This window comes from Sphingobium sp. CR28 (genome assembly GCF_052327305.1).
Taxonomy (GTDB): Bacteria; Pseudomonadota; Alphaproteobacteria; order Sphingomonadales; family Sphingomonadaceae; genus Sphingobium.
The window spans coordinates 2,347,323-2,363,114 of record NZ_CP182486.1; the positions used below are offsets into that span (position 1 = coordinate 2,347,323).

Sequence of the window (15,792 nt, forward strand, 5' to 3'; positions counted from 1 at the left end):
CAACGGGTAGTCCACTCGCCCTGCGCTGCGAGACGGCAACGCGACGGGTGACGATCTCACGATCAGGCAGCGCGGTGGGAACCCCTGTGCTCGTTATTCGAACGACGTTCGGCGCAGTCTCGTGGCCTGCGACAATCGCCGCTAGCCCTCAGCCCAGGCTGGAGGCTGCGCGTCCCGCGAGTGACCCGGTGTTCGATCAGATGGCTTTCTCGCGCGGGCGCTTTGCGATCGAGGGCGGCGGGCTGCCGCGCATCATCGCGCCGGCGTGGGCCGAGGTGGCACGCGTTATAGAGGATTGCCGGGGCTGATTTCGGGGGTGTCCGCGCCTCTACGGGCAGGCCGGTTTGTGCGGACGCGAAAGTATGATTCCAAAAAAGAAAAATACAAGTCTTGATCGTGTGACGCTCCTGATTCACATTCAGGGCGTTACCGGATCAAAGGCTTCCAGCCGAACCGGTGCGCAGGCTTCAACATAGCGAAAGGAGGTGATCCGATGTCTCATGGTTCAGTAGTGAGGTCGGTCAAGTCCGTTCGGGGAACCTATAGCCGCTAAGGCTTGGGTCGCGCGAAACTCGTCGGTACGATGAGTTGACGCAGCGAAAAGACCCCGGGGGCGGCACTTCCGGCCGCTGACCATGCACGATGGGCCGTGTGGAGCTTCATGCTCCCGCGGCCCCTCTCGTTTTGGGTGTTCTGTAGATAAAAGGCGGCTTCCCGGTCACCGTGCCGCTTAGTCTAGCTTCGTATCGACCTCATGATAGAGGATCTCGTTGCGGATGCGGATGGCGCGTCCGGAGAGCCGCGTCTCCTGAATAAACGTCGCGAAACCCGAGCCGATCGAGAGCATCGATCCAATGAACAGCAACGCGATCAGGGTGCCCAGATTCACGTCCGCGAGATTGGACGCGAAAAGCAGCACGACCACGGCGCAAATAAGCAGGGCGGATAGCACCGTGAAGAAAATCGCCATGTTCACAATGCCAATACGCCGGTCGAGAATGCGAATCTCCGCAATGAGCCGCTCGTGCTCCGCGCCGACCGACGCGGGCACGAGTTTCTCGATGACGCGCGCCCGGTCGATCACGCGGGCCAGCCGGCTGGCGCAGACGTTGAGGAAGCCGGCGATGCCCGCAAGCAAGAACACCGGCGCTACGGCAAGCTGAATCGTGTGAGCAACGAGGCTGACTTCAGGCGTGGCGAGCGCCTGCAGTTCGTTCATGCCGCGCCCTTATCCGCAGGCGTGTTGATGCCCATCGATTGAAGATAGCGCTTCACATTGCGTGCCGCCTGTCGCAGGCGTTGTTCGTTCTCCACCATCGCGATGCGAACGAACCCTTCGCCGTCCTCGCCATAGCCGACGCCAGCCGCCACCGCGACCTTTGCATGGGTGAGCAACTGCTTGGAGAATTCGAGGCTGCCCATGTCCTTGAGCGCAGGCGGAAGCGGCGCCCAGCAGAACATCGATGCTTTTGATGGCGGAATGTCCCAGCCCGCACGTCCGAAGCTCTCCACCAGCACGTCGCGGCGCTTATGATAGAGCTGGCGGTTTTTCTCAACGATATCCTGCGGGCCATTGAGCGCTGCGCAGGCGGCTGCCTGAATCGGGGTGAAGGCGCCATAGTCGAGATAGCTCTTCACGCGTGTCAGCGCGGCGATGAGCTGCTTGTTGCCCACCGCGAAGCCCATGCGCCATCCGGCCATGGAGTATGTCTTGGACATGGATGTGAACTCGATCGCCACGTCCTTCGCGCCCGGCACCTGCAAGATGGAGGGTGTCGGATTTCCGTCAAAATAGAGCTCGGAATAGGCGAGGTCAGAGATGACCCACACCTTGTTTTCTTTCGCCCAGGCGACCAGCCGCTCGTAAAAGGCGAGGTCCACCGTCTCCGCCGTCGGGTTGGAGGGATAGTTGACGATGAGGATGCTCGGGCGAGGCACAGTGAAGTGCATTGCCCGCTCCAGCGCGCGGAAATAATTCTCGTCCGGCGTTGTGGGCACCGAGCGGATCGTCGCGCCCGCGATGATGAAACCGAACGTGTGGATGGGATAAGACGGGTTCGGCGCAAGCACGACGTCGCCCGGCGCAGTGATCGCGGTGGCGAGGCTGGAAAGACCCTCCTTCGATCCCATGGTGACGACGACTTCCGTCTCGGGATCGAGATCGACCCCGAAGCGCCGGGCGTAATAATTGGCCTGCGCCCTGCGCAGCCCCGGAATACCCTTGGACTGGGAATAACCATGCGCACCGGGCTTCTGGGCGACCTCGACCAGCTTGTCGATGACGTGCGCCGGGGGCGGCAGATCGGGATTGCCCATGCCGAGGTCGATAATGTCCTCACCCGCTGCGCGCGCCGCTGCCCGCATCGCATTCACTTCGGCGATGACATAGGGCGGCAGTCGCTTGATGCGGTAGAACTCTTCGGACATTTTGACCTTCACAACCTCCATGAAACGCATGCGGCGGACACTCCGCCGCCCTCGCGTGCTCTGGCATATATACCGCGCCCTTTCGCGGTGCTACGCAAAAGCAACGACAAGGACAGAGGATCGATGAACGCCAAGGCTCCGCTTTCCGCTTCTCCGCTGGAACAGATGCAGCACTGGACCCGCATCATGGGCCATATGCAGCAGCTCATCATGGAACGTAGCAGCGCGTTCGTCGCGCCCACCATGGCTCCCAAGCTGCCATCAGCCGCGCTCAATCTTGAGCGCCTCGTCGAGATCCAAGCGCGGGCGGCGAACGACGGGCTGGCGATTTGGCAGCGCTTCCTTGCCAATTCGGCTGGCGCTGCTCCGGAAACGGAGGGTTCGGTGCCTCCCAGGTCTGACCGGCGCTTTTCCGACGCGCGCTGGCACGAGCATCCGGTCTACGACCTCATTCGCCAGAGCTATTTCCTCATGTCGGACACGCTGATGGGCCTGGCGGACAGCGTGGACGGCCTCGATGCCCGTGAGAAGGACAAGCTGCGTTTCATCACTCGCAGCCTGATCGATGCGGCGAGCCCGACCAACTTTCCGCTCACCAATCCGCAGGTGATCGAGCGGACGATCGAGACCAACGGCGAAAACCTTCTCGCCGGTCTCGAGCATATGTTGAATGATCTGGAGCGGGGGCAGCTCACGCACACGGACGGCTCGGGCTTCGAGCTCGGCGTCAACGTGGCGACGACGCCCGGCAAGGTGATTCACGAGACACCGCTCTATCAGCTCATCCAGTATGAACCGACCACGGAGAAAGTGCTGGAGACGCCGCTCGTTATCTTCCCGCCGTGGATCAACCGCTTCTACATTCTCGATCTTTCGCCGCAGAAGAGCTTTGTGCGCTGGGCAGTCGATCAGGGGATCACTGTGTTCATGGTCTCCTGGAAATCGGCTGACGCGTCAATGAGCGACACGGGCTGGGACGACTATGTGCTGCGCGGCCAGATCGATGCGATCGATACGGTACGCGATCTGCTCGATGTGCCGAGCGTGCATACGATCGGTTATTGCGTGGCGGGCACGACGCTCGCGATGACGCTCGCCTATCTCGCGGCACGTGGCGAAGCGGAGAAGGTGGCGAGCGCGACCTTCCTAACGGCGCAGGTGGATTTCTCGGCTGCTGGCGATCTGTCGCTCTTCGTCGATGACGATCAGCTCGCCATGCTGGAAAGTCTCGTGACCGACGGCTTTCTGGATGGGCGTTATATGGCGGCGACCTTCAATCTGCTGCGCGGCAATGACCTCATCTGGTCCTATGTGGTGAACAATTATCTGCTCGGGCAGGATTATCCGCCATTTGACCTGCTGTTCTGGAATGGCGATACCACCAATCTCCCCGCGAAGTGGCATCGCAGCTATCTCTCGCAGCTCTATCGTGACAATCTTCTGGTGAAGCCGGGTGAGATTGCGGTGGCGGACGTTCCGCTCGACCTCTCTGCCGTGCGGACCCCGGCCTATGTGCAAGCGGGCGCGGAAGATCACATCGCGCCGGCATATAGCGTGTGGCGGATCAAGGATCATTTCTCGGGCCCGTTGCGCTTCGTGCTGGCGGGCTCCGGGCATATTGCAGGCGTGGTCAACCCGCCGGCGAGCGGGAAATATCAATACTGGACCAACGACGCGCCCGTGGACACGTTGGAAGCATTTCGTGCCGGCGCCGTCGAGAACAAGGGCAGCTGGTGGCCTGACTGGTTCGCCTGGATTGAGGCGCTCGACGACAACCGCGTTTCGGCCAAGAAAGCCCGTAAGCCCGGCAAGGGGCATGTCGCGGCGATTGAGGACGCGCCTGGTCGCTATGTAAGGGAGAGGTAGGCGCACAGCCTCCACTTTTCCTAAATCCTTGATGACATAACCCGGCCGTGACTTTTTGTTGCACTGCATCATTTTGGACTTGCAATCCTCACCCCATTTGCTATGTTGCAGTGCAGCAAAAAGGAGGACGGCATGGTAACGCCGCCCAAAAGGCAGAGACCGGCGGCTCCGCGCAGTCCGGTCAGGGCAAGAGGCGCAAAGGCGCCTGTTGCCGTCGCAGTAGAGGATCGCAAACCGGGCGTCACTGAAATTACCGCCACGGCCGCGACCAGTGATATGGGTGCCGACGCTCTTGATAAGGCGTCGCAGACTGAAGGAGCGATAGTGATGACCGACGCGATGGAAACCGCGAAGACTTATGCCGAAGAAGCCAAGGCCCGCTTCCAGGGTGCCTTCTCGGAGTTCAATGACAAGACGAAGCAGGCTGTCGAGAAGTCCAGCCGCGCGTTCGAAGAGCTGAGCGAGCTTGCCAAGGGCAATCTCGAGGCGCTCGTCGAGTCTGGCCAGATCGCCGCCAAGGGCGTCGAGACGCTGGGCCAGGACGCTGCCGAATATGGCCGCAAGTCGTTCGAGAAGACCAGCGCCACGCTCAAGAGCTTCGCGGCCGTCAAGTCGCCGGCGGAATTCTTCCAGCTGCAGAGCGAGCTTCTGAGCTCGGTTTTCGATACGGTGGCTTCTGAGAGCGCCCGGTCTAGCGAGACCATGCTGAAGCTGGCAGGCGACATCGCCAAGCCGATCAGCAACCGCGTGTCGGTGGTTTCGGACAAGATCAAGTCGCTCGCTGCCTGATCGCAGCAAGCGTCAATCAGGAATAATTTCGTGGGAACGGGCGGTTCGCTTTTGCGAGCCGCCCGTATTACGTTCAGGAATTGCACGCTCTTTGGTCTCGGCCCCTTGCCTTGAGGCACCTGAGTGCCATATTCTCTCCATCACCATGAGCGGATTAGATTGTAGCGCTATCGCGCCGTCCATGGCGGGACGGAAGGACGAGGAGGGGCCTGGCGGTCCTGGCCTGGGCATTGCCACGCGCACGCGTACGCGCACCAAAAAGCCTTCCCCTTACAAAGTGCTGATGCTCAATGACGATTACACGCCGATGGAATTCGTCGTGGATGTCCTTCAGCGCTTTTTCCGCATGGACATGGAGGAGGCCACACGCGTGATGCTCCATGTGCATCAGCGCGGTGTCGGCGTGTGTGGCGTATTCAGCTATGAAGTTGCCGAAACCAAGGTCAATCAAGTGATGGACTACGCCCGGCAGAACCAGCATCCGCTCCAGTGCACTTTGGAAAACGCCTGATTTCAGGATTGCGTAACGAAGGCAAGGGAATCGGCAGCGGCCATTGTCGCTGAGCGCTTGACCCCCTCACTGTTGCGGTGCAGCATCTGGGCATGCCAGACTCTCGACCCGTTATCACCCAGAATCCGGACATCCGTTATCTCGGGCGGCTTCTGGGAGACGTCATTCGCATCTATGGCGGCGAGCGGCTCTATCGTCAGACCGAATATATCCGTTCCGCGTCGGTTGACCGCGCGCGCGGCGTCGCATCCGCGGAGGGTGTCGATAGCGGGCTTTCCGCGCTCACGCTGGACGACACGCTCGCTTTCGTGCGCGGCTTCATGCTTTTCTCGATGCTGGCGAACCTTGCGGAGGACCGGCAGGGTATCGCTGCGGAGCCGGGCGCGGACATCGCCAGCGCCGTCACGCGGCTGGAGCGGCATGGTCTCAAGCATGAGGCGATACTGGACCTGCTGAGCCGGGCGCTTGTGGTGCCTGTGCTCACGGCTCACCCCACCGAGGTGCGCCGCAAGAGCATGATCGACCATCGCAACGTGATCGCGGAGCTTATGATGCTGCGTGATCTGGGCCGGCTGGAAACGGAGCAGGGGGAGCCGATCGACGAGGCGATCAGCCGCCAGATCGCGCTGCTTTGGCAGACCCGCCCTCTGCGTCGCGAGCGCCTGTTCGTTCAGGATGAGATCGACAACGCCCTTTCCTATTTCCGCGATATTTTCATGCCCGTGCTGCCGAGCCTCTATGCGCGGTGGGATCGGGTTCTGGGTGAACGGGTGCCGGCCTTTCTTCGGCTTGGAACCTGGATCGGTGGTGATCGGGACGGAAATCCGTTCGTTCAGGCCGATCAGTTGCGCATGGCGGTTGGCCGGGCCAGTGCCGCCGTGCTGCGCTTCTATCTGGATTCAGTGCATGAACTGGGCGCGCAGCTTTCCATTTCCAGCGAACTCGCAGCGGTGCCTTCCGGTGTCCGGGAACTGGCTGCCGCGAGCGGCGATGACAGCCCCAGCCGACGGGACGAACCCTATCGCCGGGCGCTGAGCGGCATTTATGCGCGGCTTGCGGCAACCTATCAGGCGGTCGTGGGCGCGGCGCCGCCACGGCCGTCTTCGCTGAAGGGCAAGCCTTATGCCAATGCGGAGGCCTTCCGGGATGACCTCGCGACGCTTGGACGCGGTCTTGCGATGGATGGCAACGGAGCGTTGGCGAACGGCGGCGGTATCGCTCGGCTCATTCGCGCAGTCGACATATTCGGCTTTCACCTCACAGTCCTCGACATGCGCCAGAACAGCGCCGTGCATGAGCGCGTCGTTGCCGAACTGCTGAAGGTTGGCGGCGTCGAGGAGGACTATGAAGCGCTGGACGAAGCGGCGCGGGTGTCGCTCCTCCGCCGCGAACTCGCCAATGATCGGCCGCTCGGCACGCGCTTCTCCGACTATAGCGAGGAGACGACGACGGAACTCGCCATCGTCGAAGCCGCAGCGGAGGCGCATCGGCGCTACGGCCCAGCGTGCATCACTCACTATCTCATTTCCAAGGCGGAGAGCGTCTCGGACATGTTGGAGGTGCACATCCTCCTCAAGGAAGCGGGCCTCTGGCGGGCGGCCAAAGGCGATGAGCCGCCACACGCGCCGATCATGTCCATTCCTCTTTTTGAGACAATCGCCGACCTCGAACAGGCGCCGGACATCATGTCCGCCTATTTCGCCTTGCCGGAGATCGGGGCGCTCGCCCGATCGCGCGGTCATCAGGAAGTGATGATCGGCTATTCCGACTCCAACAAGGACGGCGGCTATCTCACCTCCACATGGAGCCTGCACGAGGCCAGCAAGGCGCTGGCGCCCGTCTTTGCCGAGGCCGGCGTCGCCATGCAGCTCTTCCATGGTCGGGGCGGTGCAGTCGGGCGTGGGGGCGGATCGTCATTTCAGGCGATTCAGGCCCAGCCCGCCGGCACCGTGCAGGGCCGCATTCGCATCACCGAGCAGGGCGAGATGATCGCGGCCAAATATGGCACGCCGGAGAGTGCGCGGGTGAATCTGGAGGCGATGACCAGCGCCGCGCTGCTCGCCAGCATGGAGCCGGAGCAGCTGTCTTCAGCGGACAACGCGCGCTTTACCGAGGCGATGAGCCGCATATCGGCGGACGCGTTCAAAGCCTATCGCGCGCTCGTTTATGAGACGGAGGGCTTTCGCGACTTCTTCCGCCAGTTGACGCCGATTCAAGAAATATCGGGCCTGAAAATCGGCTCGCGCCCTGCCAGCCGCACCAAGTCCAGCCGTATCGAGGATCTGCGCGCCATTCCCTGGGTGTTCAGCTGGGCACAGGCCCGAGTGATGCTGCCGGGCTGGTATGGCGTGGGTCACGCCCTTGCCGGCTTCGAGGATCAGGCTCTGCTCGCGGAAATGGCGCAGGCCTGGCCTTTCTTCAGATCAGCGCTTGGCAATATGGAGATGGTGCTCGCCAAATCGGACCTCGGCATTGCCGAGCATTATCTCCCGCTGGTCGAGGATCAGACGCTGGGTAAGGTGCTGTTCGGACGCATCCGTGAGGGCTGGGACATGGCCCATGACAGCCTGCTGAGCGTCACTGGACAGTCCCACCTGCTGGAAAAGAGCCCGACGCTCGATACGTCGATCCGGCTGCGCCTGCCCTATATCGAACCGCTCAACCTGCTGCAGGTGGAACTGCTCAAGCGCCACCGCGCCGGGGAGGACGATCCGCGCATCCGCGAAGGCATCGAGCTTTCGATCAACGCGATTGCCACGGCGCTGCGTAACTCGGGGTGAAATCCTAAGCCTTCGTACATACATGGATCGTTCATCGCTGTCGGTGAAAGAAACATCATGCCTAGGCCGCTCCCCCGCACAGTTTTCCGGATCGCAGCGCTTCTGCTCGCGGCCGGCGGCTTCCAGGCTCACGCCCAAGCCCCCGTGCGGGCCGATGCGCACAATGGCGATGCGCAGCCCCCGCAGACCGAAGCCGCGCCGGTTACGCCTTCCTATGCGCTGACCGAGGACGAGAAGGCCGGTCGCAGGACCATCGATGTGGCGGTCTATGGCGATGATGCCTGCCCGACCACAGATGACGGCACGATCATCGTCTGCGCGCGTCGGCCCGAGGCAGAGCGCTTCCGCATACCGCCAGCCGTGCGCAAGAAGGAAGCGGAGGAGAAGGACGCACCAGCCGAACAAGGCTGGGGTAGTCGCGCGATGGCGACCGAGGCGTCGGGACGCGCTTTCCTCCCCAATAGTTGCTCGCCGATTGGCAGCAACGGCTCGACGGGCTGCACGCAGGCGATGCTGCAGCAATGGTATGCGGAGATGCGGAAAGCGGGGAAACTGGGGCCGATCTTCGGCAAATAGCCGGAGGAGCTTTTTTCGCCCGGACACGTTCCTTCTCGGACAACCGAAGACAGGAGCCGCACACCATGGCAGACGCCGCGATATTTGAAGCGCTCATCAAGGATCATGATCTACACCGCGAGCTGCTTGCGAAGATCGCGGACAGCAAGGCTGACGAAGAGCGCAAGGCTCTGTTCGAGCAGTTCCGGGTCGAAGTGACGGCTCATGCCGCAGCGGAAGAAGAAAGCCTTTATGCCACCATGCTCGCCAAGCCCGATCTTCGCGAAGAGGCGCAGCACAGTGTTGCCGAGCATAAGGAAATCGACGATTTTCTGAAAGAACTGGGCGATCTGGAGATCGGCAAGGATGCGTGGGATGCGACCTTCAAGCATATGATGAAGCGCTACCTTCATCATATCGACGAAGAGGAAGAAGAGATGTTTCCCGCTGCCGACGATGGCCTTTCAGGCGCGGACGAGAAGCGCCTCGCGGGCGTCTTCAAGCGGCGGAAGCCTGCCGAACTCAGGCAAGCGAAGGCAGAGGCCTGACCGTCAGATAAGGCCCAGCCGGGCGAGATCGCTCGCGATCTCCGCCGGGAGACTGTCGCCGGCCTCTGTGTTTGTGGCATCCGCGGGTGCATTGACCTCGCTCAGATAGCGCCAGCCCTGATGGGCGCGGCGTGGGCGGGGCGTCACCGCGATGAGCCGGGGCTCCAGCCTTATCCAATGCTTGCCATCGGGCTTTTCGGCGAACCCGATGATCGGGCTTCGCCCCACGATCATGTGTTGGTGGATCCAGTACAGCGACCCGCCGGCTAGCTCCGCCTCTCGCTTGGGCAGATAGCGTGTGGTCAGTCGCGCTTCCCCTCCGCTCCCGTGGCTCTCTAGCCAATCGCGCAGACTGTCCGCGCTTTCGGCGCCGAACGCGATCTTGGTGAGGTGAAGCGGCATTTGCGAGGACGCTCAGCCTGCCAGGCCAGCGGCAGTCGCAAGGCCCAGAAAGGCGAGAAAGCCCATCGAGTCCGTAATCATCGTTACGAAAATGGATGAAGCGACTGCCGGGTCGATATTGAAGCGATCGAAAACCAGCGGCACGGCGACGCCCGCAAGCCCGGCCGTCACGATGTTGGTCATCATTGCGGCGGCGATCACGCCGCCGAGCGCCGGATTCTGGAAAACGAGCGAGACCCCGATGCCGAGCACCAGCGCCACGGTTCCTCCGTTGAGCAAGGCCACGCGCAACTCGCGCGTGATTGTGCGGCGGGTGTTGGTGCCGGTGATCTGGTTCGTGGCGAGCGCGCGCACGGTCACGGCCATCGTCTGGCTACCGGCATTGCCGCCCACGCCCGCCACGATCGGCATGAGCGTGGCAAGCGCGACCATCTTTTCGATCGTCCCTTCGAAGATACCGATAATCGTGCTCGCGAGCAGCGCGGTCATCAGGTTGGAGAGCAGCCAGCGGACCCGCGCTTTGTAGCTCTCCACCACCGGTTCGTTGATGTCGCCTTCGCCGCCGGCACCGGACAGTCGGAGGATATCCTCGCCTGCCTCTTCCTGAATGATGTGGACGACGTCATCGACCGTAATCATGCCGACGAGCCGCCCGGACTGATCGACCACCGCTGCCGAGATCAGCGCATATTTCTGGAAGCGCAGCGCGACTTCCTCCTGATCCATATCGACCGGAATCAGGGTCTGCTCGCGCTTCATGAGATCGGAGAGCGCGATGCCGCGTGGGCAGCGCAGAACCCAGCTAAGCTGGCAGGTGCCGATCGGCCGATGGCCTGCATCGACGATGAAAATCTCCCAGAAATCGGAAGTCAGATCGCTGGAGTCCCGCAGGAAGTCGATGACTTGGCCGACCGACCAATGTTCCGGCACCGCGACCAGATCGCGCTGCATGAGGCGCCCGGCGGACTCCTCAGGGTATGAGAGCGCGCTCTCGATCGCGGCGCGATCCTCGGGGTCGAGTGCCTCGAGCACGGCCTGCTGATCGTCTTCGTCGAGATCCTCGATGATGGCGACAGCGTCATCGGTGTCGAGTTCGGCCGCGAGGTCGGCGAGCTGTTGCGGTTCCAGCGCCTCGACGACCGTGTCGCGCACATAGTCATTGAGTTCGGAGAGCACTTCCGCGCTGACCAGCGAACCCAGTGCGGCGGCCATCGCTGCACGCCGGTCCTCCGGCGCGAGCTCGATAAGGTCGGCGATGTCGGCGGGATGCAGCGGCGCCACGAGCACGCGGGCGGCTTCGTTATCCCCGGACTCGATCGCGTCGAGGACAGCGGTGACGAAGTCCGGCTTCAGCCGGTCATCTTCGTCGAGCCGGGTATTGTCCCCGGCTTCGCTGGTGGTCAGGGCGTCGGGTTCGAAGTCCTGAACAGGGTAAGGGGTGTCGTGTTCAGCCATCGCTGGTCCCCGTTCCCGTCATCAATTGCCCTGCTCATACCGTCCCCTTTCGCGCATGCGAAAACCAAAGGCAAGAGGCGCGCTGATGCGTGCGCGGGCTGGTCTGACATTGACGCTGGCCGAGCGGACGCCTACCTCGCGCCCTCGCCCTCATCCCGGCATCACAGAAAGGCAAGGCCATGGCCGACGATACCCTCACATTCACTTTGGACAGCGGCGGCGATGTCGTCATCAAGCTGCGGCCTGACCTCGCGCCCGGCCATGTCGAGCGCATTACGTCGCTGGCGAAGGACGGTTTCTACGATGGCGTTGTATTCCATCGGGTGATCCCCGGCTTCATGGCGCAGGGCGGCGACCCAACCGGCACGGGCATGGGTGGTTCCGAGCTTCCCGATCTCAAGGCCGAGTTCAACGCGCAGCCGCACGTGCGGGGCGTGTGCTCCATGGCGCGCTCGAGCAATCCGAACAGCGCCAACAGCCAGTTCTTCATCTGCTTTGACGATGCGACCTTCCTTGATCGGCAATATACCGTCTGGGGCGAAGTGACGTCGGGCATGGAGTTTGTCGATGCGCTGCCCAAGGGCGAGCCGCCCGCAACGCCCGGTAAGATCGTGAAGGCGACCGTCAATTAAGACAAACGAACATATTTTGCCTGAAACATGACATAAAGATGAACCGCAGATGAAGTGAGCGACGCATCGCTCAATCATAGTCATCTGCGGTTCAGAAACCGTTGCACTTATGCATCGGTTATCAACATGAATGACTTAATTCATGTTTGTTCAGGAACCGTTGGACCTAATTGGTCTTTTTGACTTTGCGCGGATCGCTTAGGGGGTCCGGCAACGGTGTCCAAAACCGTTCTCGAATTCACTATAAAAGGCTAATCATCATGAAGAAGATCGTTCTCGCCGCGACCGCGGCTCTCATTTTCGCGCCTATCGCAGCGCACGCGCAGGACGATGCCGCCCCACGCAAGATCGAGCCCTATGTGGGTGTGCTGGGCGGTTTCCATGACTTCGACAACGAAACCTTCAAGGGCGGCCCGCCCGCTGGCTATCGCGGCTACCTCGTCGAAGGCGTCGCTGGCGTGAATGCCAATATCGGCGGCCCGATCGTGCTCGGTGTCGAGGGTCAGGTGGCCAAGGGCTTCTCCAAGGATATCGACTGGGAGTATGGCGCTGCCGGCCGCATTGGTCTGCGCGCTGGCAAGGACAGCCTGTTCTTCGCCAAGGTCGGTTACCAGTGGACCAACTTCGCCCCGCTGGGCGTCGATAGCCGCGACTATCACGGCACTGTCTACGGTGCTGGCGTGGAGCTCTCCGCTGCTGACATGGGCCTGAGCGCGAACCGCTCGAACCTGCGTCTGCGTTTCCAGGCCGATACCCGTGGCGATTTCCACTCGGTTCGCCCGATGGCTGGTATCGTCGCCAAGTTCTGATCGGCGATCAAAGCAAAACAGAAGGGCGGTGGGAAATATTCCCGCCGCCCTTTTTGTTGCCTGCGATCAGCGTGAGAAAATTACTTGGGCGGGGCCGCCTGATTGGACGCGCCGGCCTCTTCGGCTTTCACCTGCGCTTCGATTTCGGCTGATTCGGCGTCCAGATTGCCCAACCGCTTGTCGCGCTCCTTGGCAACAGCGGCAGACCAGCTTTCCGAGCCGAGATAAGCCTTGCGCTCCTCGCGCGCCTTCGCGGTCATCTGCTGGGTGCATCCCGTAAAGCCACCGCCACCGATCGGCGTGCAACTGTCTGTTCCGGTGCGGCCGACATATTCGATCGACTTCGCCCGGCTCGCCCAACTCTGGACTTGGGGCGAATTAGGGTCTGTCCGCAATTCCGTCGGGATCCGGTAGCGATCACTATCGGGCAGTCTTGCGCAAACGACGATCTCGTCGCCCTGACTTTGCGGGCAGGGATCATCACCATAGACGATGACCTGCGTCACTTTTTCGGCCGGAGGACCAGCCGGGTTGGCGGGACTAGCCTGCGCGAAAGCCGCTGCCGGCATGAAGCCCAGCAGCAGGACAGTGAAAGGCTTGGCGCAGCGCATTGGCTTTATCCTTGTTCAAATACGTGTCGAAAATGCGATAGCGACCCTGCAGCCCATCCGAACCAGGCCGGAAAGCACAGGATAGGCCGGTGCGCGCTCTGCGCCCGCAGCCAATGCGGCGTCGCGATGCTCGACTTCTTCAGCCTGAAAATCCACGATAGCGTCGCTCAGTTCCGGGTCGGTATCGCCAAGCGCTTCCAATTGCTCGGAATAATGCCGGTCGATCTCCGTTTCGATAGCCGCCGTGCAGGCCATCGCCGCTTCCGGACCCATGATTGCACTTGCTGCGCCCAGCGCGAAACCTGCGACGTGCCAGAAGGGCTGGAGGAGGGTCGGCCGCACCTGTCGGCGGGCCATCATTGCATTGAAATGATCGAGGTGACGGTCTTCCTGCGCCGCCATATGCTCGATCTGGCGTGCCATGGGATGGCGATCCCCCAGAACGGCGAGTTGCCCGGCATAGATACGAGTCGCACCATATTCGCCTGCCTGGTCCACACGGAGCATTGCGGCGCGATCCGGCCCGGCATGGCCCGGCCTTGGGGTGTGTGTGTTCGTCATGCGGCCCTCCGCCTCAAGACCAGTACGAAAATTGCCAGAGCCCCGCTGAGCGAGAAAAGAGCGTTGAAACCGGCAAGCGAAATGCCGCCGAGCGTCCACTGGGGAACATCGCAGCGAATGAGCGGCGTGTTCATGATGCTTTCAAGCGAGATGCCGCCGCTGCTGGCCGCGCAGGTCGTCAGTCCCTCCCACCAGCCATATTCGACCCCCGCGTGAAAGACGCCGATCGCTCCGGAAGTCGCGAGGAAAAGGGCGGAGAGAAGCGTGAACACGGCGCTCATTCCGGGCGTGCGCCGCGCGGCAATCGCGCCCAGAGCGGCGACGATCGCGGCAATATGGGGCCAGCGCTGCCAGTAGCACATTTCGCACGGGTGGAGGCCGCCGAGATATTGAGATCCTATCGCGCCCCAAAGCAGCGCATTGGGAACAAGAATGGCAATAAGGCGAGCGAGCGAGAGGGTCGACATATTGATCCGAAGGCCGGGGCGGACTTAGCGCTTGCCGCCGGTCGTCGCGGACCCGGCCAGTTGCGTGGCCGGGCCAAGACGCGCCATCGTCTTCAGCGCATAATGCAACTGATAATCCTCGATTCCCTGCTTCTTGAGGTCTTCGGCGGTTGCCGAGAAGCGGGGATCGGTCTTGGCGTCCTTCTCCAGATCCTTCGCGTCGAGCTTCGCCTCGTTGATGAGGTGGCGGCGCAGATCGCTCTCGCGATATTTGGGACGCTTGGCGTAGTCGGGATCGGACAGCTGCGGCACGGCGATGTCCGGCTCTATTCCGCCTTCCTGCACGGAGCGGCCGGACGGCGTGTAATAGCGCGCCGTCGTCAGGCGAAGCGCCGTCTCCGGCGAAAGAGGGAGCAATGTTTGGACGCTACCCTTGCCGAAGCTGCGCTCGCCCATCACGATCGCGCGGTGCTGGTCCTGAAGGGCGCCGGCCACGATTTCCGAGGCGGAGGCGGAACCCGAGTCGACCAGAACGATGATCGGCAGGCCTTTGGCCTCGTCTCCGGCATGCGCAAAATAGCGCTGCGTGTCGCCACGCCCGCGCCCACGCTGAGAGACGATCTCCCCCTTCTCCAGGAAGAGATCCGAGACGGACACGGCTTCATCCAGGAGGCCACCCGGATTGGACCGCAAGTCCAGAATATAGCCGGTCGGCCGGTGGCCGAGGGACTTGTCGATGGACCGCATCGCCAGTCGCACATCCGCGCCGGTGTCGGCGGAGAAGCTGATGATATTGATGATACCGATATTGTCCTTGACCTCCCACTTCACGGGTTTGAGGTCGATGATCGCACGCGTGATGGACACGTCGAACGGCTCGTCCCGACCTTCGCGGGCGATCGTAAGCTTCACGGTTGTGCCCGGCTGGCCGCGCATCTTGTCCACCGCCTCGTTGAGCGTGCCGCCGAAGATGAGCTTGCCGTCGATATGCGTGATATAGTCGCCTGCCTTGATGCCTGCGCGATAAGCCGGCGTATCCTCGGTCGGCGCGATCACCTTCACCACGCCGTCGTCCTGCGTGACGGAGAGGCCGAGGCCGCCATAATTGCCCTCTGTCTGGGTCCGCAGGCTCTGGAAGTCCGCAGCATCCAGATAGGAGCTATGCGGATCGAGGCTGTTGAGCATCCCTTCGATCGCGCCCTTGATGAGCGCGGCGTCGTCCACCTTGTCGACATAGTCAGCCCGCACGCGCTGGAACACATCCATGAACAGGTCGAGCTGCTTGAACGTCGCGCTTTCCGTCTCCGTCACCGCCGAGGTCGAAGCAGGCACCAGCGCGATCGCACCTACGAGGGCAATGGTGCGGAGCAGGGAGCGAGGGGCGGGACGATGCATCAAGT

16 protein-coding genes are annotated in these 15,792 nt (G+C 62.1%); 8 read left to right on the forward strand and 8 right to left on the reverse strand.

Annotation, left to right across the window (positions count from 1 at the left end; translation table 11 throughout):
- Positions 1-730 precede the first annotated feature (730 nt).
- Positions 731-1,219, reverse strand: a complete 489-nt coding sequence (locus tag ACNAOH_RS11255) for a DUF2721 domain-containing protein (protein WP_443970272.1) — start codon at positions 1,217-1,219, stop codon at positions 731-733.
- Positions 1,216-2,427 (reverse strand): LL-diaminopimelate aminotransferase, encoded by a 1,212-nt coding sequence (locus tag ACNAOH_RS11260; protein WP_443972117.1) that lies wholly within the window; start codon positions 2,425-2,427, stop codon positions 1,216-1,218. Before ACNAOH_RS11260 ends, ACNAOH_RS11255 begins: the two co-directional genes overlap by 4 nt.
- Before the next feature lie 123 nt (positions 2,428-2,550).
- Here ACNAOH_RS11260 and ACNAOH_RS11265 point away from each other — a divergent pair, with 123 nt between their 5' ends.
- The 6 genes from ACNAOH_RS11265 (at position 2,551) to ACNAOH_RS11290 (ending at position 9,476) form a co-directional block, all read left to right on the forward strand.
- On the forward strand, positions 2,551-4,293 hold the full coding sequence (locus tag ACNAOH_RS11265) for a PHA/PHB synthase family protein (RefSeq protein ID WP_443970273.1): 1,743 nt from the start codon (positions 2,551-2,553) through the stop codon (positions 4,291-4,293).
- Between the two features lie 327 nt (positions 4,294-4,620).
- A complete protein-coding gene (locus ACNAOH_RS11270) occupies positions 4,621-5,082 on the forward strand; it encodes a phasin family protein (protein ID WP_443970274.1) in 462 nt (153 codons plus the stop codon).
- 145 nt (positions 5,083-5,227) lie between these two features.
- A complete protein-coding gene (gene clpS, locus ACNAOH_RS11275; protein WP_443970275.1) occupies positions 5,228-5,593 on the forward strand; it encodes an ATP-dependent Clp protease adapter ClpS in 366 nt (121 codons plus the stop codon).
- Between the two features lie 92 nt (positions 5,594-5,685).
- Positions 5,686-8,373 (forward strand): phosphoenolpyruvate carboxylase, encoded by a 2,688-nt coding sequence (gene ppc / locus ACNAOH_RS11280; protein WP_443970276.1) that lies wholly within the window; start codon positions 5,686-5,688, stop codon positions 8,371-8,373.
- 57 nt (positions 8,374-8,430) lie between these two features.
- Positions 8,431-8,949 carry a hypothetical protein gene (locus tag ACNAOH_RS11285; protein ID WP_443970277.1) on the forward strand — a complete coding sequence of 173 codons (519 nt, stop codon included), beginning with the start codon at positions 8,431-8,433 and terminating at the stop codon, positions 8,947-8,949.
- Positions 8,950-9,014: 65 nt separating this feature from the next.
- On the forward strand, positions 9,015-9,476 hold the full coding sequence (locus ACNAOH_RS11290) for a hemerythrin domain-containing protein (RefSeq protein ID WP_443970278.1): 462 nt from the start codon (positions 9,015-9,017) through the stop codon (positions 9,474-9,476).
- Between the two features lie 3 nt (positions 9,477-9,479).
- On the opposite strand, the gene ACNAOH_RS11295 is transcribed toward ACNAOH_RS11290, so the two are convergent.
- Positions 9,480-9,878, reverse strand: coding sequence for a DUF1489 family protein (locus tag ACNAOH_RS11295; RefSeq protein ID WP_443970279.1), 399 nt, complete (start codon positions 9,876-9,878; stop codon positions 9,480-9,482).
- Between the two features lie 12 nt (positions 9,879-9,890).
- Positions 9,891-11,333, reverse strand: a complete 1,443-nt coding sequence (gene mgtE / locus ACNAOH_RS11300; RefSeq protein ID WP_443970280.1) for a magnesium transporter — start codon at positions 11,331-11,333, stop codon at positions 9,891-9,893.
- A gap of 179 nt (positions 11,334-11,512) precedes the next feature.
- On the opposite strand from mgtE, the gene ACNAOH_RS11305 reads away from it, so the two are divergent.
- Entirely contained in the window at positions 11,513-11,965 is a 453-nt protein-coding gene (locus ACNAOH_RS11305) for a peptidylprolyl isomerase (protein WP_443970281.1), read from the forward strand.
- A 260-nt stretch (positions 11,966-12,225) separates the two neighbouring features.
- Positions 12,226-12,774 (forward strand): opacity protein, encoded by a 549-nt coding sequence (locus ACNAOH_RS11310; RefSeq protein ID WP_443970282.1) that lies wholly within the window; start codon positions 12,226-12,228, stop codon positions 12,772-12,774.
- 80 nt (positions 12,775-12,854) lie between these two features.
- Here ACNAOH_RS11310 and ACNAOH_RS11315 read toward each other — a convergent pair whose 3' ends face one another.
- The 4 genes from ACNAOH_RS11315 to ACNAOH_RS11330 are packed head-to-tail and all read right to left on the reverse strand — an operon-like array spanning position 12,855 to position 15,787.
- On the reverse strand, positions 12,855-13,385 hold the full coding sequence (locus ACNAOH_RS11315; RefSeq protein ID WP_443970283.1) for a hypothetical protein: 531 nt from the start codon (positions 13,383-13,385) through the stop codon (positions 12,855-12,857).
- 15 nt (positions 13,386-13,400) lie between these two features.
- Positions 13,401-13,946 (reverse strand): demethoxyubiquinone hydroxylase family protein, encoded by a 546-nt coding sequence (locus ACNAOH_RS11320; protein ID WP_443970284.1) that lies wholly within the window; start codon positions 13,944-13,946, stop codon positions 13,401-13,403.
- Positions 13,943-14,413, reverse strand: coding sequence for a disulfide bond formation protein B (locus ACNAOH_RS11325; protein WP_443970285.1), 471 nt, complete (start codon positions 14,411-14,413; stop codon positions 13,943-13,945). The genes ACNAOH_RS11320 and ACNAOH_RS11325 overlap by 4 nt, the downstream gene beginning before the upstream one ends.
- Before the next feature lie 24 nt (positions 14,414-14,437).
- Positions 14,438-15,787 (reverse strand): S41 family peptidase, encoded by a 1,350-nt coding sequence (locus tag ACNAOH_RS11330; RefSeq protein WP_443970286.1) that lies wholly within the window; start codon positions 15,785-15,787, stop codon positions 14,438-14,440.
- Between the last annotated feature and the right edge of the window lie 5 nt (positions 15,788-15,792).

Coding starts and splice junctions, on each gene's coding strand:
- ACNAOH_RS11290 (WP_443970278.1), top strand. CDS start 9,015: ATGGCAGACGCCGCGATATTTGAAGCGCTCATCAAGGATCATGATCTA.
- ACNAOH_RS11315 (WP_443970283.1), bottom strand. CDS start 13,385: ATGCGCTGCGCCAAGCCTTTCACTGTCCTGCTGCTGGGCTTCATGCCG.
- ACNAOH_RS11285 (WP_443970277.1), top strand. CDS start 8,431: ATGCCTAGGCCGCTCCCCCGCACAGTTTTCCGGATCGCAGCGCTTCTG.
- ACNAOH_RS11270 (WP_443970274.1), top strand. CDS start 4,621: ATGACCGACGCGATGGAAACCGCGAAGACTTATGCCGAAGAAGCCAAG.
- ACNAOH_RS11255 (WP_443970272.1), bottom strand. CDS start 1,219: ATGAACGAACTGCAGGCGCTCGCCACGCCTGAAGTCAGCCTCGTTGCT.
- mgtE (WP_443970280.1), bottom strand. CDS start 11,333: ATGGCTGAACACGACACCCCTTACCCTGTTCAGGACTTCGAACCCGAC.
- ACNAOH_RS11320 (WP_443970284.1), bottom strand. CDS start 13,946: ATGACGAACACACACACCCCAAGGCCGGGCCATGCCGGGCCGGATCGC.
- ACNAOH_RS11310 (WP_443970282.1), top strand. CDS start 12,226: ATGAAGAAGATCGTTCTCGCCGCGACCGCGGCTCTCATTTTCGCGCCT.
- ACNAOH_RS11305 (WP_443970281.1), top strand. CDS start 11,513: ATGGCCGACGATACCCTCACATTCACTTTGGACAGCGGCGGCGATGTC.
- ACNAOH_RS11260 (WP_443972117.1), bottom strand. CDS start 2,427: ATGTCCGAAGAGTTCTACCGCATCAAGCGACTGCCGCCCTATGTCATC.
- ACNAOH_RS11330 (WP_443970286.1), bottom strand. CDS start 15,787: ATGCATCGTCCCGCCCCTCGCTCCCTGCTCCGCACCATTGCCCTCGTA.
- ppc (WP_443970276.1), top strand. CDS start 5,686: ATGCCAGACTCTCGACCCGTTATCACCCAGAATCCGGACATCCGTTAT.
- ACNAOH_RS11325 (WP_443970285.1), bottom strand. CDS start 14,413: ATGTCGACCCTCTCGCTCGCTCGCCTTATTGCCATTCTTGTTCCCAAT.
- clpS (WP_443970275.1), top strand. CDS start 5,228: ATGAGCGGATTAGATTGTAGCGCTATCGCGCCGTCCATGGCGGGACGG.
- ACNAOH_RS11265 (WP_443970273.1), top strand. CDS start 2,551: ATGAACGCCAAGGCTCCGCTTTCCGCTTCTCCGCTGGAACAGATGCAG.
- ACNAOH_RS11295 (WP_443970279.1), bottom strand. CDS start 9,878: ATGCCGCTTCACCTCACCAAGATCGCGTTCGGCGCCGAAAGCGCGGAC.